22 protein-coding genes, 1 other RNA gene, 1 pseudogene, 1 riboswitch and 1 other annotated feature are annotated in these 26,698 nt (G+C 36.8%); of the genes and pseudogenes, 22 read left to right on the forward strand and 2 right to left on the reverse strand.

Annotation, left to right across the window (positions count from 1 at the left end; genetic code table 11):
* Positions 1–23: 23 nt before the first annotated feature.
* The 11 genes from Q5O30_RS00375 to Q5O30_RS00425 all read left to right on the forward strand — a co-directional run bounded on the left by Q5O30_RS00375 (position 24) and on the right by Q5O30_RS00425 (position 11,309).
* A complete protein-coding gene (locus Q5O30_RS00375; protein ID WP_021951791.1) occupies positions 24–413 on the forward strand; it encodes a hypothetical protein in 390 nt (129 codons plus the stop codon).
* A gap of 42 nt (positions 414–455) precedes the next feature.
* On the forward strand, positions 456–905 hold the full coding sequence (gene tadA, locus Q5O30_RS00380) for a tRNA adenosine(34) deaminase TadA (RefSeq protein WP_021951792.1): 450 nt from the start codon (positions 456–458) through the stop codon (positions 903–905).
* A 63-nt stretch (positions 906–968) separates the two neighbouring features.
* Positions 969–1,229, forward strand: an RNA gene (gene ffs, locus Q5O30_RS00385) — signal recognition particle sRNA large type.
* A gap of 212 nt (positions 1,230–1,441) precedes the next feature.
* The gene (locus Q5O30_RS00390; RefSeq protein ID WP_021951793.1) at positions 1,442–1,705 is read left to right on the forward strand and encodes a hypothetical protein; all 264 of its coding nucleotides are present in this window, start codon (positions 1,442–1,444) and stop codon (positions 1,703–1,705) included.
* A 162-nt stretch (positions 1,706–1,867) separates the two neighbouring features.
* Positions 1,868–3,430: a DNA polymerase III subunit gamma/tau gene (dnaX, locus tag Q5O30_RS00395; protein ID WP_021951794.1), complete on the forward strand. Its 1,563-nt coding sequence runs from the start codon at positions 1,868–1,870 to the stop codon at positions 3,428–3,430.
* Position 3,431: 1 nt separating this feature from the next.
* Positions 3,432–3,770 (forward strand): YbaB/EbfC family nucleoid-associated protein, encoded by a 339-nt coding sequence (locus Q5O30_RS00400; protein WP_021951795.1) that lies wholly within the window; start codon positions 3,432–3,434, stop codon positions 3,768–3,770.
* Between the two features lie 30 nt (positions 3,771–3,800).
* Entirely contained in the window at positions 3,801–4,397 is a 597-nt protein-coding gene (gene recR / locus Q5O30_RS00405) for a recombination mediator RecR (protein WP_021951796.1), read from the forward strand.
* 42 nt (positions 4,398–4,439) lie between these two features.
* Entirely contained in the window at positions 4,440–7,445 is a 3,006-nt protein-coding gene (locus Q5O30_RS00410; protein ID WP_021951797.1) for a hypothetical protein, read from the forward strand.
* A 14-nt stretch (positions 7,446–7,459) separates the two neighbouring features.
* Positions 7,460–8,296 carry a transketolase gene (locus Q5O30_RS00415; protein WP_021951798.1) on the forward strand — a complete coding sequence of 279 codons (837 nt, stop codon included), beginning with the start codon at positions 7,460–7,462 and terminating at the stop codon, positions 8,294–8,296.
* Positions 8,284–9,225 carry a transketolase family protein gene (locus tag Q5O30_RS00420; RefSeq protein WP_021951799.1) on the forward strand — a complete coding sequence of 314 codons (942 nt, stop codon included), beginning with the start codon at positions 8,284–8,286 and terminating at the stop codon, positions 9,223–9,225. Before Q5O30_RS00415 ends, Q5O30_RS00420 begins: the two co-directional genes overlap by 13 nt.
* A gap of 344 nt (positions 9,226–9,569) precedes the next feature.
* Positions 9,570–11,309, forward strand: coding sequence for an ammonium transporter (locus tag Q5O30_RS00425; protein ID WP_021951800.1), 1,740 nt, complete (start codon positions 9,570–9,572; stop codon positions 11,307–11,309).
* Between the two features lie 148 nt (positions 11,310–11,457).
* Here Q5O30_RS00425 and Q5O30_RS00430 read toward each other — a convergent pair whose 3' ends face one another.
* On the reverse strand, positions 11,458–12,363 hold the full coding sequence (locus Q5O30_RS00430; RefSeq protein ID WP_021951801.1) for a sigma-70 domain-containing protein: 906 nt from the start codon (positions 12,361–12,363) through the stop codon (positions 11,458–11,460).
* Between the two features lie 150 nt (positions 12,364–12,513).
* Between Q5O30_RS00430 and Q5O30_RS00435 the strand changes: the two genes are divergently transcribed.
* The 7 genes from Q5O30_RS00435 (at position 12,514) to metK (ending at position 20,810) form a co-directional block, all read left to right on the forward strand.
* Positions 12,514–13,650: a hypothetical protein gene (locus Q5O30_RS00435; RefSeq protein WP_021951802.1), complete on the forward strand. Its 1,137-nt coding sequence runs from the start codon at positions 12,514–12,516 to the stop codon at positions 13,648–13,650.
* Positions 13,651–13,663: 13 nt separating this feature from the next.
* Positions 13,664–14,239, forward strand: a complete 576-nt coding sequence (locus tag Q5O30_RS00440) for a flavin reductase family protein (RefSeq protein ID WP_021951803.1) — start codon at positions 13,664–13,666, stop codon at positions 14,237–14,239.
* Positions 14,240–14,259: 20 nt separating this feature from the next.
* Complete coding sequence (locus Q5O30_RS00445; RefSeq protein ID WP_021951804.1) at positions 14,260–14,778, forward strand: shikimate kinase; 519 nt, start codon at positions 14,260–14,262, stop codon at positions 14,776–14,778.
* Positions 14,779–14,842: 64 nt separating this feature from the next.
* Positions 14,843–15,397 carry a M23 family metallopeptidase gene (locus tag Q5O30_RS00450; RefSeq protein WP_021951805.1) on the forward strand — a complete coding sequence of 185 codons (555 nt, stop codon included), beginning with the start codon at positions 14,843–14,845 and terminating at the stop codon, positions 15,395–15,397.
* A 196-nt stretch (positions 15,398–15,593) separates the two neighbouring features.
* Positions 15,594–16,886, forward strand: coding sequence for a UDP-N-acetylglucosamine 1-carboxyvinyltransferase (locus tag Q5O30_RS00455; RefSeq protein ID WP_021951806.1), 1,293 nt, complete (start codon positions 15,594–15,596; stop codon positions 16,884–16,886).
* Positions 16,887–16,970: 84 nt separating this feature from the next.
* Positions 16,971–17,206: a binding site (T-box leader), on the forward strand.
* A gap of 97 nt (positions 17,207–17,303) precedes the next feature.
* On the forward strand, positions 17,304–19,295 hold the full coding sequence (locus Q5O30_RS00460) for a 2-isopropylmalate synthase (RefSeq protein WP_021951807.1): 1,992 nt from the start codon (positions 17,304–17,306) through the stop codon (positions 19,293–19,295).
* A gap of 70 nt (positions 19,296–19,365) precedes the next feature.
* Positions 19,366–19,471, forward strand: a riboswitch (SAM riboswitch).
* A gap of 151 nt (positions 19,472–19,622) precedes the next feature.
* On the forward strand, positions 19,623–20,810 hold the full coding sequence (gene metK / locus Q5O30_RS00465) for a methionine adenosyltransferase (protein WP_021951808.1): 1,188 nt from the start codon (positions 19,623–19,625) through the stop codon (positions 20,808–20,810).
* Positions 20,811–20,894: 84 nt separating this feature from the next.
* On the opposite strand, the gene Q5O30_RS00470 is transcribed toward metK, so the two are convergent.
* Positions 20,895–21,731, reverse strand: coding sequence for a pyridoxamine kinase (locus Q5O30_RS00470; protein WP_021951809.1), 837 nt, complete (start codon positions 21,729–21,731; stop codon positions 20,895–20,897).
* A gap of 221 nt (positions 21,732–21,952) precedes the next feature.
* On the opposite strand from Q5O30_RS00470, the gene Q5O30_RS00475 reads away from it, so the two are divergent.
* The 4 genes and pseudogenes from Q5O30_RS00475 to Q5O30_RS00490 all read left to right on the forward strand — a co-directional run.
* Positions 21,953–23,341, forward strand: a complete 1,389-nt coding sequence (locus Q5O30_RS00475) for a PLP-dependent aminotransferase family protein (protein ID WP_021951810.1) — start codon at positions 21,953–21,955, stop codon at positions 23,339–23,341.
* A gap of 56 nt (positions 23,342–23,397) precedes the next feature.
* Positions 23,398–24,768 carry a CCA tRNA nucleotidyltransferase gene (locus tag Q5O30_RS00480; protein ID WP_021951811.1) on the forward strand — a complete coding sequence of 457 codons (1,371 nt, stop codon included), beginning with the start codon at positions 23,398–23,400 and terminating at the stop codon, positions 24,766–24,768.
* An 82-nt stretch (positions 24,769–24,850) separates the two neighbouring features.
* A complete protein-coding gene (locus Q5O30_RS00485) occupies positions 24,851–25,834 on the forward strand; it encodes a spore coat protein CotS family (protein ID WP_021951812.1) in 984 nt (327 codons plus the stop codon).
* A gap of 76 nt (positions 25,835–25,910) precedes the next feature.
* A pseudogene (locus tag Q5O30_RS00490) lies at positions 25,911–26,698 on the forward strand (phospho-sugar mutase); the annotation flags it as partial.

A 26,698-nucleotide genomic window follows, 5' to 3' on the forward strand; every position in this document is an offset into this window, starting at 1 on the left:
TTCAGTGAAGGAGTGAGGCAAAAATGAATAATAGGAAGTTATTGTATATTTATTATTATGTAAACGGAAGAAAAGTAAGGAATGTAGGATTTGTGGAATGTAAGGAAAAGGACACTACCTGTAAATTTAATCTTACTTTAAAAATACCAAAGGGATATCTTGCAGAGTTTGTTAATATTTATTTATATCGTTATGGAAGTAAGAAGGGATACAAAATTGGTTCCTTAAATCCTGTGGTGGAAAATTCCATGTACACCATAAAGGTAGATAAGAATGAATTAGAACAAAACGGATTTTCCATGGAGGAAATAGCAGGAATATACATATTTAGTAATGAGTACGAAGGTGGAGAATTCAGGGCTGATATGGAGGAAGGCAAAAGAGCCGGTTATCAGGTAAGATATGTGGGATAAATATGTTAAAAGTTTATATAAAATATCAGATGGAATATTAAGATGAAAGAAAAGTACATGAGAGAGGCAATAAAGCAGGCAAAAAAGGCATGGGATATTGGTGAGGTACCTATAGGATGCGTTATTGTATATAAGGATAAAATAATAGGCAGAGGCTATAACAGAAGAATGGTTGACAAAAATACTTTAAGCCATGCCGAGTTAAATGCCATAAAAAAGGCCAGTAAAAAGCTTGATGACTGGAGGCTTGATGATTGTGAGATGTATGTTACCACTGAGCCGTGCCAGATGTGTGCAGGAGCCATAGTTCAGGCAAGAATAAAAAAAGTATATATAGGATGCATGAATCCAAAGGCAGGATGTGCAGGCTCTATTATGAATCTGTTGCAGGTGGACAAATTTAACCATCAGGTAGAGATTGAAAAGGGCATATTAGAAGAAGAATGTAGCAGCCTTTTAAAGGATTTTTTTAGAAATCTTAGAAAATCATAGTTGACAAAGAAAAAGTCATTGGGTTATACTGTATTTCTGACAAATGAATTTGTTATAACACTTCCGTGCAGCCGGGGAGGTAGCGGCGCCCTGAACCTGCAATCCGCTATAGCAGGGGTTATGGTTTGTGTCGGGTATATCTTGTAGGGCTGCCCTTTATAAGTGATGTTGACGTCCGGGTCTTATGCAACGGGGTCCTGTGAACCGTGTCAGGTCAGGAATGGAGCAGCACTAAGCAGATCATCTCGTGTGACATGAGGGTGCCTGGACCGAGTTAACTGTAAAGGTAACGCTTATGGGATATTCACAAAGCAAACCGCACGGATTAATAAAATAAAACATATAAGGGAGTTAGAACATTAACAGTTATTTAGCTGTTTGGTTTTAACTCCCTTTTTGTGTGCCTGGTTTTATTCATTTAATTCTCACGAAAAATACACCTTATTAACACCGGATAGACAAAAACACAACTTGAAGAGCAGCTTACTAAATTACAGGAACAGCTGACCCAGGCATAGTCAGCATATGAACAGGCAGTGGAAAATGAGGAAAATACCAATAAGCAAAATTCCAACAGCATTGACAATGCATCAGATAGTGTGGAGGATACCGGAAAATGGGAGAAGATTAACCGATTTGAGCTTAAATCAGCTCCCGTTGCATACTTAAAAATTGAACCCTCAGGAGATATGGTGGAAATATATTCACCGGACGATAATAATGGATATTGCCGTGTAGATAAAAGTTATTATAAGATTCCAACAGAGGTATATGATTACATAATGAGTAAAATTAAATAAAGACATATAAGTGTCAATATACTTAATAAAAATATAGAAAAGTTTTCCAACGTCTTGTATGGAAAACTTTTTTGGTTTATAATGACTCCAAAGGCGCAATAGGTGTAGTGCGCCCAAAATCTAAAAAAACATTTTTGCGTGAATATTACGAAGGGAGAAAACATGTCTTATACAGCGTTATACAGAAAATTCAGACCTACATCATTTGAGCAGGTTAAAGGGCAGGATCATATAGTACAGACTCTTAAAAATCAGATTAATGCTAACAGAATAGGACATGCATATCTTTTTTGTGGAACACGGGGAACAGGAAAAACAAGTGTGGCGAAGATTTTTGCCAGAGCTGTAAACTGTGAACACCCTATAGATGGAAGCCCGTGCAATGAATGTGAAACGTGTCGGGCAATTAATTCAGGCAGTGCAATGAATGTAGTTGAAATAGATGCGGCATCAAACAACGGTGTAGATAATATTCGTCAGATAAGAGACGAAATCCAATATACGCCGGCTAATGGAAAGTATACCGTGTACATTATCGACGAGGTGCATATGTTATCCATTGGTGCTTTTAATGCACTTTTAAAAACATTAGAGGAACCACCGTCATATGTAATGTTTATTTTGGCTACTACAGAACCCCATAAAATACCAATAACTATTTTATCAAGGTGTCAGAGGTATGATTTTAAAAGAATCACCATAGATACAATAGCTGCCAGACTTACGGAATTAATGGAAAAGGAAGGCATAGAGGTAGAGGATAAGGCTATCAGATATGTGGCAAAGGCAGCGGATGGCTCCATGCGTGATGCTCTTAGTCTTTTAGACCAGTGTATAGCGTTTTATCTGGGACAGAAGCTAACCTACGAAAATGTGTTAGAGGTTTTAGGGGCAGTTGACAATGAAATTTTCAGCAGACTTACCAGAAGTATTATTGCAGGGAATGTTACTGAATGTATTAACATATTAGATGAAATGGTTATGCAGGGAAGAGAATTAGGGCAGTTTGTCAGTGATTTTATATGGTACCTGCGTAATTTAATGCTTATAAAGACTTCTGACGGAGCAACGGATTTTATAGATGCTTCGGCAGAACGTATAGAGGCATTAAAGGAAGAGGCATCAATGGTTGAGACAGATGTAATAATGAGATATATACGGGTGTTCTCAGAACTTGCCGGTCAGATAAAATATGCTTCAAATAAAAGAGTGCTGATAGAAATTGCACTTATAAAATTAAATAAGCCTCAGATGGAAAATGATACGGCATCCCTAATTAACAGAATTTCTATTTTGGAAAACAAAATGGAAAAGGGAGATTTTGTGGCAAAGGTAGCTGTGCCTGCAACTGAGGAGAAGGTAGAAAGTAAACCTAAAAAAGTCTTTGACAAGCCTGTTCCGGCAGATATCCAGTATGTAGTGGATAACTGGGGAAAGGTAAAAAGACATATTTCAAATCCGTATAAGACATTTCTAAATGATGCCAGGTTTAGTGTCAAAGGGGATGATACCCTTCTTATAGTATTTAATCCGGGAGCTATCGGATATGAGGGCTGCAATAAACCTGAGATTATAGAAATGCTTAATAATATAATAAGTGAAGAAATTAATAAGCAGGTCAAGGTAGAAATGACAATGCTTGAAGGCAACCAGAATTTTGGAGATTATTTCCAGGAGGTTGTATTAAAGAATATTAATATGGAAGTAGTACAGGAGGATTTTTAAAATGGCAAAAAGAGGTGGATTTCCGGGAGGAATGCCGGGGAATATGAATAATATAATGAAGCAGGCACAGAAGATGCAGAAGCAGATGGAGGAAGCCCAGGCAGAACTTGAAGCTTCCGAATATACTGCAACAGCAGGTGGTGGAGCCGTTGAAGTTACAATTTCAGGTTCAAAGGAAATTACAAAAATTAAACTTGATCCGGAAGTTGTAGACCCTGATGACATTGAAATGTTAGAGGATTTAGTTATGGCAGCAGTAAATGAGGCCATAAGAAAAATGGAAGAAATGTCAACACAGAAAATGTCCAAAATTACCGGAGGATTAGGCGGACTGTTCTAATAGTTTGACTTAAAGAAAGAGGTAAGGACATTGGATTACTACAGTGGATATATAACAAAACTAATTGAAGAATTATCGACTCTTCCGGGAGTGGGTGCAAAAACCGCAGGAAGACTGGCATTTCATATTTTGGACATGCCCAAAGAGCAGGTAGAGGATATTGCAAATGCCATGATAAATGCCAAGGAAAATGTTAAATACTGTAAGACATGTTGTACCCTTACTGACCAGGACGAATGCCCTATTTGCAGTAGTAAGGAAAGAGACCATAAGACTATTATGGTAGTTGAGTCTACCAAAGATATGGCGGCATACGAAAAGGTCGGAGAGTATAAGGGAGTTTATCATGTACTTCACGGAGCAATAAATCCCATGGCAGGTATAGGACAAAATGATATCCGCTTAAAAGAGCTGTTTGAACGTCTGAAAGACGACGTAAATGAGGTGATTATTGCTACTAATTCCAGTGTGGAAGGTGAGGCAACAGCCATGTATATCAGCAAGGTTGTTAAGCCTTTGGGAATAAAGGTTACAAGAATTGCCAGCGGTGTTCCTGTAGGAGGAGATTTAGAATGTATTGATAATGTAACATTGCTCAGGGCATTACAGGGACGAGTTACGGTTTAGAAAATGTAAGCATGGATAAATATTAAAATAAGAGGAATTCAAATGGACAAAAATGAGCAGAAGCTGAAATTAGAGGAAATAAAAAGAGCACTGCATGACAGGGATTACGAAGAGGCAGGTAAAATAGCAGATGCTTTGGATATAAAGAAAATTAAAGATAACAATTTACTTAACATCGTGGCAAATGCATATGAATTAAACCATAATTATGAGAAGGCAAAAGAAGTGCTTCTTACAGCCTATGAAAACACAAATACCGGTCGTCATATAGCGTATAAGCTATGTCTTTTGTCAATAAAGACAAAAGATTTTACCGCAGCTAAGGATTATTACGAAGATTTCGTGGAAATGGCACCTAGGGATACATCAAGATTTGTGCTTAAATACAAAATGGCAAAGGCACAGGAAAAGCCTATTGAAGAGTTAATTGGCATACTGGAGGAGTATGTTAATATTGATATGGAGGAAAGATGGGCATATGAGTTAGCCAAACTGTATCACATAATCGGTGACAAGCAGAAATGTATTGATATATGTGATGAAATATGCCTTTGGTTTGCTGAGGGAAAATATGTATTTAAGGCAATGGATCTTAAGAAAATGTATAGCCCGCTAACCCCTGCACAGCAGGAAAAATATGATGAAAACAAGAAAAAAATAGCAATGGAAGCCGAAGCAGCTAAAAAGCATGCGGAGGAATTAAAGCCGTTAGATGTTAAAATGGATATTGTCCATGATATTCCTGAAATTAAGGTGGAACCACAAACTGCGGAGGAGGATATTCAGGCAGCAGTGGCAGACAGTGTGAAAGAGATTCTTGCAGACGAGAAGAAAGAACAGTCTAAGATGGCACAGAATAAGGAGACAGAGGACGGACTTTCGAAAACAAGAATTTTTGACAATACAGCTTCAGGTAATTTAGGAGAAACAAAGATTTTTCCTAAAATGAATGGCGATATGGAAGAAATTATATTAAAATCCGAAGAGGATGACTTAAACAATAAAACCATTGAAGAGTTAATGGAAGAGGCAGAAATAGCTGAACAGCCGGTAGATGAAGAAAAAATCGAGGAAGAGGTTTCAGAACTTGAAGAAGAGGATGAAACTGAAAAAGAGCCGGTAATGGAAGAAATAGTAACGGACTTAGAAGGTGAAAATGCAAAATCCCAAAGCAGGGAGGCTGATGAATCATCTTTGCAGTCAGAAGTTACGGAGGATAAGAAAGAACCGGAAGCAGAAAAAGATGAAACATCGGAAATACAGGAAAAATCCCATTCGGAGGATTTGAAAGAAGAAACAGGGCCGGTACAGGAACAGAATGAAGCCGAAAATACCATTAGTGACATGAATGGAGTTGCGGATATATTAAGGAAACTTCAGGAAAGAGGCATATTAAAGGCGGATACTGTTAAGCAGGCTGTAAATATTATAGATGAGGCAACTTCTGCAAGAGAGGAGTTAGAGGAATCTATAAAGGAAAAGGATGAATTGCTTCATTTTAACAGCGAAGATAATTTGCAGAAGGATGGACAGGTTGAAGAGGAGGTTATTGAGCCGGAAAATGAACCTGAGGCAGAGGCAAAACCACAGCCGGAAGTAGAAACCGAGCCTGAGGTAGAGATTGAAGCTGAACAGAAAGCAGAAATTGAGCCTGAGGCTAAAGCTGAACAGAAAGCACAATCTGAACCGGAAATTGAGCCGGAAACGGATGTAGAGCCTAAAGCCCAAAGGGAAGCACAGAATAATTTAGAACCGGAAGAAATAGAAGATGATATGGTAGCAGACCTTAAGATAGACAACTCAGGATTTGTTACCCAGGAACTTCCAACAGAAGATGAATTAAAATCTGCTGTCAGAGAAACTGAAAATCAAAAGTCAGAGGCAACAAAGGCTGAAAAGCCGGGCTTGAATTTAAAGGTTAAAAATGCTACATCAGCAAGTATAGAAATTCTTTCAGGAGCAGGTATTGTAGAAGAAGGAAAATTAGAAATCAAGGTACCTGACATGGTAGAAGAGGAAAAGCCGGATGAAAATTTAAGCCAATCACCTGAAGTATTAGAAGAGCCGAAGGAAGAGGAAGAAGAAGTGACACCGGAGGTAACGGAAGAACCGGAAGATAAACAGGCAAAACCGGATGATACAAAGGAAGAAGTAAAAGAAGGAAAAGAAGGAAAAGAAGGAAATACTGACAAGGCTATAGTAAGGAAAAAGGCAAAGCCGATATATAATGAGGAGATTCTGCCTACCGATAAGACTAATGGAGATTCTGCAGAGGACGTAGAGCCTGAAATAGTTTTAACAGAGGAAGAACTGTCAGCCTTTAAAAACTATCTTAATGTGGAAGGATTTGACACCAATATAAGGGATGTTTTAAAGGATTTAATTATTAATTACAAGCCTAATGGAAATTCAGCAGAGGGCAATGTAGTTATTATGGGAAGTGAAAAGACGGGTAAAACCACACTTGCCATAGAAATTATTAAGCTTGTAAATAAAAAGCGTGGCAGAAGAAACAGAAAACTGGCAAAAATAGATGCTGTGGCACTTAACAGAAAAGGTTTTAGAACAGTGTTATCAAAGCTTCTTGGAAGTGATTTGATTATTGAAAATGCTGACAGGTTAGGACCTATGACATTAAGTGAAATAACAGATGTATCAGGTATGTTTACAGATGACATGATTATTATCTTAGAAGGCGAAACTGATGGAATGACAAAGATATTAAATGAATCCCAGAGGGCTGCAAGGGTATTTAATCATGTAGTTACCATAAGAGAATACGACATTAAGGAATGGGTAGAATATGGTAAACGCTATGCAAAAGACAAGGGATATGTTTTTGACGAGGTTGCAAACCTTGCATTTTATAAGGCTATAGATGACTTCTTTGGTGTAAATAAGGGAATTGGCAGAAGTGATGTTGAAAGCATTGTAGATGAGGCTATTTCTAAATCAAGAAGAATAGGAAGAAAGCTAAAGGGTATCTTCGCATCTAAAAAAGATGAGGAAGGTAATAACATATTGGTAGAATCAGATTTTAATGTATAAGAAAGGAAGAAACAATGGAAAATTTACAGTTAAAAAAGATTGCTAACGAAGTAAGGAAAAACATTGTTACAGGTCTTCACAGTGCAAAATCAGGACATCCGGGTGGCTCTTTATCAGCTGCTGACATGGTAACTTTCCTGTATTATGAGGAAATGAATGTTGATGCCAAAAATCCAAAAAATCCTAACAGAGACAGATTTGTTTTATCAAAGGGACATGCAGCACCTGTTTTATATGGAGTACTTGCTGAAAAAGGATTTATTCCAAAAGAAGATATTGTGACACTTCGTAAGCCGGATTCATATTTGCAGGGACATCCTGATATGAAGCATACTCCGGGAGTTGATATGTCATCAGGTTCATTAGGTCAGGGAGTATCTACAGCAGTAGGTATGGCATTGGCAGGCAAAATGGATCATAAGGATTACAGAGTATACACATTATTAGGTGATGGTGAAATAGAAGAAGGACAGGTTTGGGAGGCAGCAATGTTTGCCGGACACAGAAAGTTAGACAATCTTGTGGTAATAGTAGATAACAATAATCTTCAGATTGACGGAACAGTGGGAGAAGTATGTTCACCATACCCTATTGATAAGAAGTTTGAAGCATTTAATTTTCATGTTATTGTAATTAACGGACATGATTTTGATGAAATAAGAAATGCCCTTAATGAGGCAAAAAATACAAAGGGACAGCCTACAGCCATTATTATGAATACCGTAAAGGGAAAAGGGGTTTCGTTTATGGAAAATCAGGTAAATTGGCATGGCGCAGCACCTAATGATGAACAGTTTGCCGTGGCAATGGAAGAATTAGAGAAAGCAGGTGAAGCATTATGTCAGAAGTAAAGAAGATAGCAACAAGAGAAAGCTATGGTAAAGCACTTGTAGAGCTTGCAAAGGAACATGACGATATTGTGGTACTTGATGCGGATCTTGCAGCAGCTACAAAAACTGCCATTTTTAAGAAAGAGTTTCCTGATAGACATATTGACTGCGGTATTGCAGAAGCTAATATGATGGGAATAGCAGCAGGATTATCTACCTGTGGAAAGGTACCTTTTGCCAGCACATTTGCAATGTTTGCAGCAGGAAGAGCTTTTGAGCAGGTGAGAAACACTATAGGATATCCACACCTTAATGTAAAAATCGGGGCAACTCATGCAGGAATTTCTGTAGGAGAAGACGGTGCCACACATCAGTGTAATGAAGATATTGCGCTTATGAGAGTTATACCGGGAATGACAGTTATAAATCCATGTGATGATGTGGAAGCCCGTGCAGCAGTAAAGGCAGCATATGAAATGGAAGGCCCTGTATATATGAGATTTGGACGTCTTGCAGCACCGGTTATTAATGATGAAAACAATTATAAATTTGAAATTGGAAAAGGCATATTAATGCGTCAGGGAAGTGACATTACAATTGTTGCTACCGGTCTTATGGTGTCTTATGCCCTTGAAGCAGCAGAAAAACTTGCAGCAGAGGGAATTAGTGCCGAGGTTATTAATATTCATACAATTAAGCCTTTAGATGAAGATATAATTGTAAAATCCGCTGAAAAGACTAAGAATGTGTTTACAGTGGAAGAACATTCCGTAATTGGTGGTTTAGGAAGTGCAGTATGTGATGCATTAAGCGCAAAATGCCCTACAAAGGTAACTAAGATAGGTGTAAATGACGTGTTTGGACATTCAGGACCGGCTTTAGAGCTTATAAAAGAGTTTGGACTGGATGGAGAAGGCATATATAATAAAATTAAGGAGAATATACAGTAATCTTTAATAAAGTTTATAAAAAACGGAAAAAAGTTTACGAAATAAAACCTAACATTAATAAATTAAAGTCTGAATTTAAGAAAATTAAATTTGGACTTTTTTTTATTAGCAAAAGTGATTTATCCATTGAAATAAAAAAATATGATGTTATACTAATGCATGTTGAACGAAATGCAAGGGAGCAGACGTAAAGGTCTAGCTCCCTTTTTCGTTTCTGAGAGCACATAATTATTGAAAAGCACAATGGCAAATTCAGTAATTGTGTCGTCTGGGAAAACATCCCCTTTAAATGTTTTCCAGGTAAAAATATTATTTAGGACTAAAAAAGAATGGAGGAATTAGTTATGGGAGCAGAAGAGATTATTAAAGCAGCAACAGACAGCAGTTTTGCTATTTGGTTCCTTATTGGTGCCAGCCTGGTATTCTTTATGCAGGCAGGCTTCGCAATGGTTGAAACAGGATTTACAAGAGCAAAGAATGCCGGCAACATTATTATGAAAAACTTAATGGACTTTTGTATCGGTACTATAATGTACATAGTATTAGGTTTCGGGCTTATGATGTCAGAGGATTATGTAATGGGAATTATTGGTATTCCAAATCTTGATATCTTTATCCATTATGACACATTTAACTGGTCACAGTTCGTATTTCAGTTAGTATTCTGTGCAACAGCAGCTACAATTGTTTCAGGTGCTATGGCTGAAAGAACAAAGTTCAGTGCTTACTGTATTTATTCAGCAGCAATCAGCTTAATAGTATATCCTATTGAAGCAGGCTGGGTTTGGAACTATGGTGGCAACGGATGGTTACAGCAGTTACATTTCGTAGATTTCGCAGGTTCAGCAGTTATTCACTCTGTAGGTGGTATGGCGGCATTAGTTGGAGCCATTATTGTGGGACCTCGTATTGGCAAGTACACAAAGAGATCTAATGGTAAAATCAGATCAAACGCCATTGCAGGTCACTCAATAACTCTTGGTGCATTAGGATGCTTCATTCTTTGGTTTGGATGGTATGGATTTAACGGTGCAGCAGCTACAAACAATGACAGCTTAGCATCAATCTTTATGAATACAACAATTGCACCGGCAACAGCAACAGTAGTTTGTATGATATTTACATGGATTAAAGACGGAAAGCCTGATGTTGGTATGTGTCTTAACGCATCCCTTGCAGGTTTGGTAGCAATTACAGCAGGATGTGCTTCAGTTGATACTGTAGGAGCATTAATCATTGGTGCAGTTTCAGGTATATTAGTGGATGTAGTAGTAGAAGTTTTAGATAAAAAGTTCCACATTGATGACCCGGTTGGTGCCGTTGGTGTTCACTGGGCAAACGGTGTTTGGGGAACAATTGCCGTAGGTTTATTTGCAACAGGTAGGGGAGAAACAGTTAATGCATTTGCAGATGGTTCTTACTACGCAGGTTTATTCTATGGTGGTGGAGCAAAACTTTTAGGAATCCAGATTTTAGGTATTGTAGCAATTGATGTTTACGCAGCAATAATGATGACAATTGTATTCCAGATTATTAAACATACAATTGGACTTAGAGTTAAACCAGAAGAAGAAATCATTGGTATGGATATTTCAGAACATGGCCTTGCATCAGCTTACGCAGATTTCCTTCCGGCAGCACCATCATATGCAGGAGAAAGCGAAGGTTCAGTTGACCTTTCAGATGTTAAACCGGTTGCTCTTGCTCTTGGCGAAAGAGAAGAAGGCAGATATACAAAGATTTCCATTATATGTCCGGAAGAAAGATTTGGTGTACTTCGTGACACAATGAATGCTATTGGAGTAATGGGAATGACAGTATCTCAGGTAATGGGATGTGGAGCTGAGAAAGGTAAGACAGGTAGATACAGAGGTGTACCAACCACAATGAACCTTTATAAGAAAGTACAGGTTGACATAGTAGTTTCAACAGTTGATCCGGGACTTGTTGTGGCAGCAGCAAGAAAGGCACTTAATACTGAACACTATGGCGACGGTAAGATTTTCGTAACAAATGTAGAAGATGTTATGAGAGTTCGTACAGGTGAAGTTGGTGTGGAAGCATTAGCTTACAAGGATAAATAAAAAACAGGAAAAGAGTTGTATATCAGTTAGATATTTTGGAACTCTGTTCTTAAATATATATTTTACTTAATCTCATTAAAAAGGGCTGTGGTCTTGACCTGATAAGTCAAAGCCGCAGCCTCTTTTATGCCTTATTAAGCTAAAAAAACTACTTACTATGTCTCCATGTAAGAGGTTGATTATTATCATTGTCGTTTAAATCTGAAGTATTTCCGGTTTGGGAAGTATCCTCTGCAATTTTGGTATCCTGATTAACTGACAAAGTGTTAATGGATGTTTTTAATAAAAGAGATACCTCATCTTCGTCAATACCCATAGCTTCAGATAATTCAGCTAATTCAGGAACACGACCAAGCTTTTCACTTAACTGCTTTGTAACTTTATCCAGTAAATTAAGCTGGTCAGCCAAATGCTGGCTTATGCGGTCAGAATTAATCTGTTCGTTAATGGTATTTTTTATGGCATCAGTAACACGGTTTGTAATAAATTCATTAAAGTCACCGCAATTACTGTTATAATCTGATACCGCCAGCATCATGCCAATATTTCCTTCCTGAATAAGGTCGCCAAAGGAGACCCCTTTGCCACGAAAATTACCGGCAATTTCTGCTACTAATGAAAGACTACCTTCAACTAAACGTTTTGAAGCTTCGGCATTACCTGAAAGTAACTGATTTATTAATTCAACCTTTTCTGTGTCAGACAAAGGTTCAATGTTTTCCATATCTGACATATACATATTGACGAAAGCGATTTCCTCTTGGGACTCCTTAAAATTTGAAGCTTTTTCAGGAATGCCTTCATTAGGGGAATCCTCCGCTATGCTTTCTGTGGTATCTTCATTTAATGTGTCAAAAAAAGACGTTGGTGTAAATCCTAAAACCTTTATTTTATTAAGGCTTAAATAGTCGTTAATAAAACCGTACTGACTTTCGTCATCAATTAAATCCTTGAAAAAGACCTTAACATCTTCCTGAGTGATTTCGTTACCTTTTGTAGCTGCGTAATCCACAAGAGAAGTAAGAGCCTCGTTAAATTGTGCTTTTTTATCCATAACAATATAATAGTCGGAAAACTTTTTATCCGACTGAATCCTTTCATATGTTATGTTAATGATACATAAAAGCCTTGCAAAAATCAAGGATAATGGGTAACATTTAAGTACACGTATATATAAAACAGACTTTAATGCAGGAGTAGACTTATGAAGAAGAAATCGATAATAAGGGAAAGAGTAGTATCTCTTTTTTTCATATTAATATTTATAGCAGTTTGCATGGGAATTGGAGCAGGAATGGCATATATAAACCATGAGTCAGATCCCACAGATGTTGCCGCAGGATATTTCAGAGCGTTTGTAAGCAGTGATTTTAATAAAATGTATGATTACCTTACAAAGGAAAAAGAGGTTTACATAAATAAAGAAACATATATCGAAGCCATGAAGCAAATGCGCTTACAGTATACAATTGATTCTTACGAAATATTAGACCCGGAGAAAAAGAACGGACAAAAGTTAGTCAGGGTAAAATGTATAGATGACTCAAAAAAAGAAAACAGATATTTTGAAATATATGTTGATGAAATAAGAAAGGGAATGAATATTATACCGGAATACTCTGTTAATTGCGACAGCATGATTGTAAAAAATTTTACTGTAGTTATTAACAGTGGAAATCAATTGAAAATTAACGGGAAAACCATTACAAAGGATAATGCTTCCGTAGAAGAAAAGGATGGTAAATTGACTTATAAATTTAAGGGTATTCTTTTGGGAGATTACAAGGTAGTGGCTACAAACAAATATTATGCAGTAAACAGTCAGGTGGATTTAAAGAAACCTGATACAACGCTTGATATGACAAAAAAATCTTACACTGCCAGTGAAGAATATTCCGGGAAAATAAAACAGTCAGGAGATAAAGTCATTAAGTTGTTTTATAAGGCGGCAAGGGATAAAAAACCATCCTATCCAAACCTTATAAAATGCTTTCCTAATAATAAAAAGCTGAAAAGTAAGGTCAAGGACCTTGTTACTAAGACACAGGATATAATATATCCGCCGGATACTAAAAATATAGAAGACTATAAGGTATCTGACTTTAATATAAATAATTTAAAGAATACCATAACGTATAATGACAAAACAAAGGTTTATACTTTAAAATATACTTATAGCTATAATTATATGGCATCTACAAAGACCACATTGTATAATAGTTATGTGTATACCCTATCCGGAAAATGTAAAAGTGAAATGACTTTAAACTATACCTTAAAGGGTGATGATATTTCACTTACGGATATAAAGTTATTAAACAAAAATACTAAGAAGGAATAAAGGAGATAATTACATGGCAAAAGATATTTGGAAACCGGGAAATATGTTGTATCCCCTGCCGGCTGTTTTAGTTACTGCTACAGACGGAGAAGGAAATGATAATGTATTTACAGTAGCATGGACAGGCACGGTATGTTCGGATCCTGCTATGGTGTACATTTCAGTAAGACCTTCAAGGCATTCTTATGATATGATAAAACACACAGGTCAGTTTGTTATAAATCTTACTACAGAGGAACTTGCCAAGGCTACAGATTACTGTGGCGTAAAGTCAGGGAGAGACGAGGACAAGTTTAAGGCAATGAATCTTACAAAGGAGGAGGCAAAATATGTTGCGGCACCTCTTATAAAGGAAAGTCCGGTAAACATTGAATGTGAGGTTCTTGAAATTACACATCTGGGAACTCACGACATGTTTTTGGCAAAGGTTTTATGCGTTCATGCTGATGAAAAATATATGGATTCTAAAGGAAAGTTTGATTTGGCAATGGCAGCACCGCTGGTTTATTCCCACGGACAGTATTACGGAGTAGGAAAAAAACTGGGAAGATTTGGATTCTCAGTGAGAAAAAACAAAAAGAGAAAATAAGAATCAGGAGGCTGAAAAATATGAGCAAAAGCAGTGATAACATTATATTGATAGGTATGCCGGGAGTTGGAAAAAGCACTGTAGGAGTAGTGCTGGCAAAGGTATTAGGCTATAGCTTTATTGATTCTGATTTAGTTATTCAGGAGAAAACAGGATGCCTCCTTAAGGATATTATTGCTGAAGAAGGTACAGAGAAATTTAAGGAGATTGAAAATGACGTAAATAAATCCCTTAACACAACAAAGGCGATAATAGCTACCGGAGGAAGTGCAGTTTACGGTCAGGAGGCAATGGAACATTTTGCAAAAATTGGAACCATTGTGTATCTGGAATTAGAACTTAATGAGTTGTCAAAGAGACTGGGAAGTCTTAAAAAACGTGGGGTGGTTTTAAAGGAAGGACAGACTCTTAAGGATTTATATAATGAAAGAACACCGTTATATGAAAAATATGCGGATATAATAGTAAATGAGCACAACAGTACAATACAGAAAACTGTGAACAAAATTGTTGAAAAATTGGAGGAAATGAAAAATTAAAATTATTAATAATCTATTTAATCAGAAGAGATGGTTTTGGGCGGTATCAGCCCTTGCCTTACAAATGATGATAGTTATTATTTTTTCCCAGATGGCAATGGAAATACATGCTTATAGTTTCATTGCCGGGCAAAATATAAAAATAAAAGAAGCTAAAGATAAGGCTGAAATGGCAAAAAAAGTTGTAACTAAAAAGAAAACCATTAAGAAAAAGGCAAAAGGCTCTGAGGCTTCTTTTATTATGCCTGTAAATGGAGGAATTACCACCTCAAAGTTTGGGGATACAATATCAAGAAGCTCAAGGCATTTAGGACATGACTGGGGAGTATGTGTGGGAACAAAGGTAAAAGCGGCAAAGGAAGGAAGGGTAACCTTAGCGTATTATAGTGAAAGCTATGGTTACAACGTTTTAATTAATCACGGAGATTTGGTGGAAACCAGATATGCCCATATGTCGGAATTAAAGGTGGAAAAGGGGCAGAAGGTTTCAAGGGGACAGGTAATAGGATTAAGTGGAAATACAGGAGACAGTACCGGTCCTCATCTTCATTTTGAAGTAATAATTAATGGAAAAAAAGTTAATCCCGTTAATTATGTAAAGTCCGGAAACGGTGGGTAACTTTTACCCGCTTAGTGCATATTCTAAAATTATAAAAAGCCTTTAGCTGTTTACAAAGTAGGAGATTGTGTTATAATATATGAAAGTGTGCATAAAAATATCAATAGGTGAAAAAAGCAGATTTTGACAAGAATTAAGGCACACTGTTATTTATTTGAGTAAATTTTTGGAGTTTACATAAAACCCGAGGTGAATAATGGAAAAATATATTATTAAAGGTGGAACACCACTTTATGGTGAAGTTGATATAAGCGGGGCGAAAAATGCAGCATTGGCTTTGATTGCAGCAGCAATTATGACCGATGAAGATGTAACTTTAGAAAATATTCCTGATGTCAGTGACATCAATCAGTTAATAGATGCAATAGAAACAATTGGGGCAAAGATAAACAGAGTTGACAGACATTGTGTAATTATAAATGGTGGAACCATTAATTCCTGTATTGTGGAAGAAGAACAGATGAGAAAAATAAGAGCTTCTTATTATCTTCTTGGTGCCCTTCTTGGAAAGTTTGGAAAGGCAGAGGTGGCTCTTCCGGGAGGCTGTGTTATAGGAGAGAGACCTATTGACCAGCATCTTAAGGGATTCAGGGCATTAGGAGCTACAGTTATCCAGGATCACGGAATGCTTAATGCACATGCAGATGTATTAAGAGGAAACAATATTTTCTTTGATGTTTCTTCAGTTGGAGCTACCATTAACATAATTTTGGCAGCTGTTATGGCAGAAGGTAAGACTATTATAGAAAATGCGGCAAAGGAACCGCATATTGTTGACGTGGCTAATATGTTAAACAGCATGGGTGCCGACATTAGAGGTGCAGGAACTGATAAGATTAGAATTAACGGAGTTGAGAAATTGCACGGAACAGTGTATTCTACCATTCCGGACCAGATTGAAGCAGGCACATTTATGTGTGCGGCAGCTGCAACAGGTGGAGAGATTTTAATTAAGAATGTTATTCCTAAGCATTTAGAGTGTATTTCATCTAAATTAATGGAAATGGGATGCACAATTATAGAATATGATGATTCAGTTAAGGTTAAAGCCGGTGATTTTATCAGATGTGCTAACATAAAGACACTTCCTTATCCCGGATTCCCTACAGATATGCAGCCACAGATGGCAGCAGTGCTTACTATGGCTAATGGGGTAAGTACCGTTACGGAAAGTATCTTTGAAAACAGATTTAAGTATGTAGCAGAATTAAACAGAATGGGTGCCATAACTAAGGTAGAAGGCAGAACAGCCATTATTACCGGAGTTGGAAGTATTCAGGGTGCTAAAGTAAAGGCAACTGATCTTAGGGCAGGAGCAGCATTGGTTATTGCGGGTCTTGCAGCTGAGGGATTTACTACGGTAGATGATATTGTATACATTAAGAGAGGATACGAAAGATTCGATGAAAAGTTGTCAGGACTTGGAGCAACTATCGCAAAAGTAGATTCTGAAAGGGAAGAACAGAAGTTTAAATTAAAAGTAGGATGATAAAAAAAATCAATAAAACTGATTAATATTGTCACTACACAAAGGAAAAGGCATATGTTAATATATGTTCATCCTAAAAATATTGCAAAGGCTATGAAGAGGAATAGTAATTAATGAGCTGTACCAAGAGAGATGTCGGAAGGTGCGAGACATCAGATGCAGGTTAATGAACTCGCCCCGGAGCTTCCGGCTGAAAACGTCAAGTAGGTCAGGACGGAAATCCACCGTTAAAAGGAAGGGATGTGAATGCATCCTATGAGAGTGTGTATTTATTACATGAAACAGAGTGGTACCGCGCAAGTAAAGCTTACGTCTCTGTGCTTCCTACAGATGGAGCACAGGGATATTTTTTTGCATTAAAAGTTGGAAACTTTTATATAGATATTTTTTAAAACAAGATTAAAGGAGATAATTATCATGATGAACTACAAGAAGTATAAGAGACAGTATTTTATGCCACCTGTAGTAACTACAGACTGGGTAAAGAAGGAGTACATTGAAAAGGCACCTATATGGTGTAGTGTTGACCTTAGAGATGGAAATCAGGCTTTAATTGAGCCTATGAGTCTCGAAGAAAAACTGGAGTTCTTCCAGATGCTTGTGGATATCGGATTTAAGGAAATAGAAGTGGGATTCCCGGCTGCTTCAGAAACAGAGTACAATTTCATGCGTGCCCTGATTGAAAGAAACATGATACCGGATGATGTTACAGTTCAGGTTTTAACTCAGGCAAGAGAGCATATTATTAAGAAAACTTTTGAAGCTGTAAAGGGTGCAAAGCACGCAGTTATTCATTTGTACAATTCCACATCAGTGGCACAGCGTGAACAGGTTTTCAAAAAGAGCAAGGAAGAAATAATGAAAATCGCCGTAGACGGTGCAAAGCTTCTTGATGAATTAGCAAAGGAAGTAGACGGCAACTTCTCATTTGAATATAGCCCTGAAAGTTTCTCAGGAACAGAAATGGATTATGCATTAGACGTATGTAATGCAGTATTAGATGTGTGGAAACCAACAAAGGATAACAAGGTTATTATTAATCTTCCGTCTACAGTGGAAAATGCAATGCCGCATGTATTTGCAACCCAGATTGAATATATGCATAAGAATTTAAAATATCGTGATGCAGTAACAATATCAGTTCATCCACATAACGACAGAGGATGCGGTGTGGCAACAGCTGAACTTAGTGTATTAGCAGGAGCAGATAGAATTGAAGGTACATTGTTTGGAAACGGTGAGAGAACAGGTAATGTTGATATAGTTACTCTTGCCATGAATATGTTATCTCATGGTGTTGATCCAAAGCTTGACTTTAGCAATTTAAATGAAATAAGCAAGGTTTACGAGAGACTTACAAGAATGAAGGTAGGTCCACGTCAGCCATACGCAGGAGATTTAGTATTTACTGCTTTTTCAGGTTCACATCAGGATGCCATTGCCAAGGGTATGGCGTGCAGGACAGCAGGCAAAACTGATGAGTGGACTGTTCCATATATTCCTATTGATCCTGTGGATATTGGAAGAACATATGATTCTGATGTTATTAGAATTAACAGCCAGTCAGGAAAAGGTGGCGTAAGCTACATTTTGAAGCAGAACTTCGGACTGGATTTGCCGGATAAGATGAAAGAAGAAGTGGGATATACAGTTAAGCATGTTTCAGATAAGGAGCATAAGGAATTATCACCTGACTGGGTATATCAGATATTTGAAGATAAATACATAAATGATGTAGGAGCTTTCTCTGTTCCGGAAGTACATTTCCAGCAGAAAAACGGCATTATGGCAGAAGTTACCATTGCACAAAATGACGGGGTAAGAATTGTTAAGAGTACAGGTAACGGTAGATTAGATGCTGTAAGTAATGCATTTAAGCAGTATTTTAATATTAGCTACGAACTTTCAGTATACGAGGAACATTCATTATCAAGAGGTTCTTCTTCAAAGGCTGTTTCTTATGTAGGAATAAGCTATAACGGAGCTATGCATTGGGGCGTAGGATTAGACGAGGATATTATTAAATCATCAATCCATGCATTAACAGTAGCCGTAAATCAGGTTATTAAGGAATTAGGTGAAAAAGACTGCCAGGACGAGAGACTGACTGAAATAATTAATTATATTAATACAAATTATTTAACGGTTTCTTTAGATGAATTAGCAGATCAGTTCCATCTTTCAAAACCTTATTTATCAAAGTACATTAAGGATAAGTCAGGAAAGACCTTTGGAGAGTTAGTTAAAAATGTCAGAATGAAAAAGGCAAGAACTCTTTTAAAGGGTGGAAACATGACTGTTGAATCTATTGCAGAAAAAGTAGGATACCAGAATGTTGAACATTTTAACCGCCTTTTTAAGAAAAAGTACGGAATGACACCGGTACAATTTAGAAACAGCAGAGATTAATGTTTTTGGGATTTATTCCTTGACATATGTATGCTATAATAGTAATATAACCATTGCAAATAAATATTTTCTCTTATTCAGAGTGGTGGAGGTACAAGGACCGAAGAAGCCACGGCAACCCCGACATTTGTCAGGAAGGTGCCAACCTGAGCAGACACAAGTTTGATCAATAAGAGGATTTGATACCTTGAATTCAAGTCCACTGTTTAGTGGACTTTTTCTTTTATAAAAATAAGGTTTAAAGAAAAATAAATTCTCACAAGTAGAAAATAAATATTTGTAAGATACTATAGTTAAAGCATTTAAAACAAAGAAAAGGAGAAGTAAATGGAAAAAAGATTGTTTACATCTGAATCAGTAACTGAAGGTCATCCTGACAAAATGTGTGACCAGATATCTGATGCCATATTAGATGAATTAATGCGTCAGGACCCTATGAGCCGTGTAGCCTGTGAAACAAGTATTACAACAGGTCTTGTGTTGGTTATGGGTGAAATAACTACAAAGGGATATGTTGATATACAAAAAATAGTAAGAAATACTATCAGGGAAATCGGTTATGACAGGGCTAAATACGGATTTGACTGTGACACATGCGGAGTTATAACAGCATTAGATGAACAGTCAGCAGATATTGCATTAGGAGTTGATAAGGCTCTTGAAGCTAAGGAAAACAAAATGTCGGATGAGGATATTGATGCAATTGGTGCCGGTGACCAGGGAATGATGTTTGGATATGCTACTAACGAAACAGAGGAGTTAATGCCATATCCTATTTCATTGGCTCATAAGTTAGCAAGAAAACTGACGGAGGTCAGAAAAAACGGAACACTTCCATACTTAAGACCTGATGGAAAAACACAGGTTACAGTAGAATATGATGAAAATGGAAAGCCATTTAGATTAGATGCGGTAGTTTTATCGACTCAGCATGATCCGGAAGTTACCCAGGAGCAGATACATGAAGATATTAAGAAATATGTATTTGATGAAATTCTTCCACAGGATATGGTAGACGAAAATACAAAATTCTTTATAAATCCAACAGGACGTTTTGTTATAGGCGGACCAAATGGCGATAGCGGACTTACAGGACGTAAAATAATTGTTGATACTTATGGTGGATACGCAAGACACGGTGGTGGTGCTTTCTCAGGAAAGGATTGTACAAAGGTTGACCGTTCAGCTGCTTATGCAGCAAGATATGTTGCAAAAAATATTGTGGCAGCAGGATTAGCAGATAAATGTGAAATTCAGTTATCATACGCCATTGGTGTTGCACATCCTACATCAGTAATGGTAGATACATTTGGAACAGGAAAGGTTTCAGATGAAAAATTAGTGGAAATCATTCGTGATAAGTTTGATTTAAGACCTGCAGGTATCATAAAGATGTTAGACCTTCGCAGACCTATTTACAAGCAGACAGCTGCATATGGTCATTTTGGAAGAAATGATTTAGACTTACCTTGGGAAAAGACTGATAAGGCAGAGGAACTGGCAAAGTTAGTTTAATGTGAATAACAGACAGTAAAAATGTCGCAAGATTATACACTAAAAAGTGTATTGCCTTGCGACATTTTTAATTAATATTGCACATTATTTTCCAATCATTCTAAGTAGCGAAGGAATTTCTGCCTCAAAATTCACTCCGTAATCCACGGAATCCTTGTCGTTATAGTTATTTTGTATACACTTGTAAGTGAAATCCGCAGCAATTTTTAAAGCTCCAAATATAGAGTAGCCGTTCATTAATGCACCGGTGAAGGTGCTGGCAAAAACATCTCCTGTTCCGTGGGATTTAATTGGAACTTCCTTTGTAGAGTAGCAAAAGAAGCTGTCTTCATTAGAATTATAACCCACAAAACCTAACTGTCCGGGATTAGTTTTAACTCCCGTAATAACAACATTTTTTGAACCCAGCTTGGATAATTGTAGAAGCATTGACTTAATGGTATCCACATCAGCGTCCTCTCCCGGATATTTGGCTCCAAGAATAAGGCTTGCTTCGGTAATGTTTGGGAGAATAATATCAGCCTTGCTGCAAAGTGCAGTCATTTTAAGTGCAAAATCAGGAGTAAAGCCTGAATACATTTCACCATTGTCAGCCATGGCAGGGTCAACAATTATATAGTTGTCTTTAGTTTTAAAGGCATCAAAATATTCCGATACAATATCCACCTGTTCCTTTGAACCAAGATAACCTGTGTAAATGGCATCAAATTTAAAACCTTCTTTTAACCAGTGATTTTTAATTGGAATTAAATCATCAGATAAATCCCTAAAGGTAAAATTATCAAAATTAGTATGGGTAGATAACACCGCAATAGGTACAATGGCGGTTTCAATACCCATGGCAGATATTATAGGCAGTGCTACAGTAAGAGAACATTTTCCAAGGCAGGAAATGTCCTGAATACTCATTACTCGTTTCATAAAAAATCTCCTTGTATTTTTAATTGCCCCCTCCCTGCGGTCAGCGGCAATTAAGAATCCGTATATTTACAATTACATATTTTTCAAGTATAATCCAGTAATGGTCTTGTTGTTAATATCATATTATGATTTTTTTTTAATACCAGAATGTTAAAAATGCAATTATTAATATGATGAAAAATTAGAATAACTCAAATTTCATTATAAAACAGGGGGGAACAATGCTTACCTATGATTTTGAAAACAGAGGGAAAATGTCTCTGTACGAATATTTGTATAAATGCATAAAGGATGATATTTTGTCAGGAAAAATTAAGGCAGGGGAGAAACTTCCCTCTAAAAGAGAAATGGCAAAAAATCACAACATAAGTGTTATAACTGTGGAAAATGCCTATGCCCAGCTTATTGTGGAGGGATATATTTTCACAAAAGAAAAACGTGGATATTATGCCAGCAGAATAAGTGGTGATTATCTGGGTGAAAATATTAAAAAGAAAAATATGGCAAGAAGCGTAGAACATAAAAAACAGTGGCTGGTTAATTTTAACTCTAATCATATAATGTACGATAACTTTCCCTTTGCAACATGGTCAAGAATAATGAGGCAGACCCTTTTAGACCAGGAAAATTTCTTCCTTACAAGTCCTGTTCCTAATGGGGTGGCAGAACTTAGAAATGCCATTGCAGACCATTTGGCACATTTTAGAGGAATGGAAATTAACCCTGACAATGTTATTGTAGGTGCGGGAACGGAATACCTTTACAGCATTATTGTTCAGCTTTTAGGTCGCAACACGGTTATTGCCTTAGAGGATCCGGGATATAAAAAAATCGGAAAGGTTTATGAAAGTAACGGAGTTAAATGTCTCCACTTAAAAATTGATAATATGGGAATAAATCCTGAGAATTTAACAGGAAGCGGTGCAGGAGCAGTCCATATTTCGCCTTCACATCACTTTCCAACAGGAAGGGTTATGCCGGTACAAAGAAGACAAATGCTTTTAAAATGGGCAAAGGAAAATAATGGCTTGATTATTGAAGATGATTATGACAGTGAATTCAGATTTTCGGGAAAGCCAATACCAACCATGGTGGGAATGGATAGTACAAGAGTTATATATATGAATACTTTTTCAAAAACTCTGGCTCCTTCCATTAGAATTGCCTATATGGTACTGCCGGATGAATTAATGGATTTGTATCATAAAAAATTGGGATTTTATTCCGGAACGGTGTCGGGATTTGAGCAGTACACACTGGCAAATTTTATTTCCAAGGGTTACTACGAGAGGCACATTAACAGAATGAGAAATTATTATAGGGAATACAGAAACAAAATAATTGGTGCCATAAAGCAGTCGGATATTTATGAAAAGGTTACCATAGAAGAAGAAAATGCAGGACTTCATTTTATTTTGGGAATCAAAAAGGACATAGATGACGAAAGCTTTAAGGCAGTTTTACGGGAAAATAATATAAATATATCCGGTGTTTCAGATTATTGCTATAATAAATTAGAGGAGTTTAATCATAAATTCATAATAAACTACTCTGCCGTGTCAGAGGACAAGTTAAAGAAAGCCCTCGATATAATGAACAAGGCATTGTAAACAGACTTAATTAATACTTTTAAAACTTACATCACATAAAAGAAGGACAGAAATTAATGAATGATTATAAAGTAAGAAAAGATTTTAATATAGAGATTCCAAAAAGTGTAAAAATGATAATAACTATTTTGGAAAAAAACGGTTATGAGGCATTTGCAGTTGGTGGTTGTATAAGGGATACTATTTTAGGCAGACAGCCTCAGGACTGGGACATTACAACGTCGGCTCTGCCTCAGCAGGTAAAAGCGTTATTTAACAAAACCCTTGATACGGGAATACAGCATGGAACAGTTACGGTAATGATGAGCAGAGTGGGGTATGAGGTAACCACATACCGTATTGATGGCGAATACAATGACAGCAGACATCCTGACACTGTGGAATTTACCTCTAATCTGATAGAGGATTTAAAAAGAAGAGATTTCACAATTAATGCCATGGCATATAATCCCACAGTAGGGCTGGTGGATGCCTTTGACGGAATAGGAGACATAGAAAAAAAGATTATAAAGTGTGTAGGGGTGGCAGAAGAGAGATTTGGTGAAGATGCCCTTAGAATTTTACGTGCCGTAAGATTTTCAGCCCAACTGGGATTTGATATAGAAGATAAGACTTTAGCAGCAGCTAAGGATTTGTCAGATACTTTAAAAAATATCAGTGCAGAAAGAATCCGGGTAGAATTAGAAAAACTAATTACTTCTAATCACCCTGATAAGCTGATTACAGCCTATAAAGCAGGAATTACCAAAGTGGTTTTGCCGGAATTTGACAGAATGATGGAATGCCCTCAAAACACACCATATCATATGTACAACGTAGGGGAACATACCATTAAGGTAATGGAAAATGTCCCTGACACAAAGGTTATGAGATGGGCGGCACTTTTACATGATGTGGGAAAACCTGATTCCATGACAATGGACAAAAAGGATAATAACCTGGTTCATTTTTATGGTCATGCCAAGGTGGGAAGCCTTATGGTACCTGAAATTATGAAAAGGCTGAAAATGGATAATAAAACCATAAAGCTTGTTACCCGTTTAGTTGAATGTCACGATGACAGAACTGCTTCCGGGGAAATGAGTCCTGCTTCCGTAAGATGGAGCGTTCATAAAATCGGGAAGGATATTTATGAACAGTATCTCCAACTGGCATATGCAGATTTTCAGGGAAAAAGCGATTACGGAAGAAAAAAGGGATTTGATAAATATCTTTATACCTGTCAGCAGTTTAAATACATTATGGACAATAACATATGTACATGTAAGGCAGAGATGGCTGTGTCAGGAAAAGACCTGATTGAAATAGGCTGCCCTAAGGGAGAAATAATAGGAACAGTGTTAGATGAACTTTTGGCAAAGGTGTTAGACAATCCTCAGTTAAATGAAAGAGAAACACTCCTTAATATTGCGTCAAAAATGTTCTAATAAGTAAGAAAACCTCATATCTTTAAATGACCGGTTCTCCACCATAGGGAGGGACGTTACCCATTTAAAGAGGAGGTTTTTTATGAATGAAAAAGCATTGACGGTATTTGACCAATACAACCTTAAAATAAATAGTACCTACAGAATAAAGGGAAATTACGGGTGTAATGTGGAAAAGGAAAAATATATTCTTCAGGAATACAATAACAGCAATGAAAAAATGGCGGCAATGAAAATTTTGTACAACTATATGGAAGACAAGGGTTTTATATGTGATTGTGTAATAGAAAATAATGAGGGAAATTATGTTACCATTAGCGAGGACGGCTATACATATATATTAAAAAAATGGTTTAATGCAGAGGAATGTAATGTAAATAATGAAGGTAGCATATTAGCAGGAACAAAAAAACTGGCAGCCTTTCATAACATATTAAGGGATAACAGGGAACTATTAAAGGATGTCAGGGCATTTCATCCGGGAAAAAACATGGAAAAGGTTTTTGAAAGGCACAACAGGGAAATTACTACCATAAAAAATTACATAAAGAAGAGGAAAAACAAGAATTTCTTTGAAATGTCCCTACAGGATATAATGGATGAGTACAAAAAACAGGCTGTTATTGCTACGGAAAACTTATTAAAATCCACCTATGCCTCAAGGTTTGAAGAGGCAGTTTTAATGAAGACAATAAATCACGGGTGCTACAACCACCATAATATTTTATTTGATGGGGAAGGAATAATTATGGTGAACATGTCAAAAATTAATTACGCACCTCAGCTTCAGGATTTATACGACTGGCTTAGAAAGGTAATGGAAAAGAACAACTGGAACATCTCTCTGGGAAACAAAATCATGGAAGAATATAACAAAATTAATCCATTAAATAGTGAAGAATATACCATCCTTAAAATCATGCTAAGTTATCCGGAAAAGTTTTGGAAAATAATTAATTACTATTACAACTCTAACAAGGCGTGGTATTCGGAGAAAAACGAGGAAAAACTGACACAATTTCTAAAACAGGAAAACCTAAGACACAAATTTATAGAAAATATGTAAAAAAATATATTTGGTCTTTTATTTGGGGTTAGTTTGTATTAAAATACTTATAGCATAAATTTAATGGAGGTTTACTATGAGTTACAGAGAGTTATATAATAACTGGCTGGAAAGTCCATACTTTGACGAGGGAACAAAAGCTGAATTAAAGGCAATTGAAGGTGATGAAAAGGAAATCGAAGACAGATTTTACACTGAACTTGAATTTGGTACAGCAGGACTTAGAGGAGTTATAGGCGCTGGAACTAACAGAATGAATATTTACACTGTAAGAAAGGCTACACAGGGGCTTGCAAATTATATTATAAAGATGAATGGTCAGGACAAAGGTGTTGCAATTGCTTTTGATTCAAGACATATGTCACCGGAATTTGCAGATGAAGCTGCACTTTGCCTTAATGCAAACGGAATAAAGGCTTATGTATTTGATTCATTAAGACCTACACCGGAGCTTTCATTTGCAGTTAGGGAATTAGGATGTATAGCAGGTATTAATGTTACTGCCAGCCATAACCCGGCAGAATACAATGGATATAAAGTTTACTGGGAGGATGGAGCACAGATTACACCACCTCACGACACAGGTATTATGGATGCTGTTTCAGCCATTAGTGATTACAGCCTTGTAAAGACAATGGATAAGGATGAAGCAGTTAAGGAAGGCCTCTATGTTCAGATTGGAAAAGAAGTAGATGACAAGTACATAGCAGCTCTTAAGTCACAGGTTAAACATCAGGATGCCATTGATGCAATGCAGAAGGATATTAAGATTGTTTACACTCCACTTCACGGAACAGGAAATATTCCGGTAAGAAGAGTTCTTAAGGAATTAGGATTTGAAAATGTATATGTTGTTAAGGAGCA

This window comes from Eubacterium sp. CAG:161, assembly GCF_000432355.1.
GTDB classification, from domain to species: Bacteria; Bacillota; Clostridia; order Lachnospirales; family Lachnospiraceae; genus Eubacterium_G; species Eubacterium_G segne.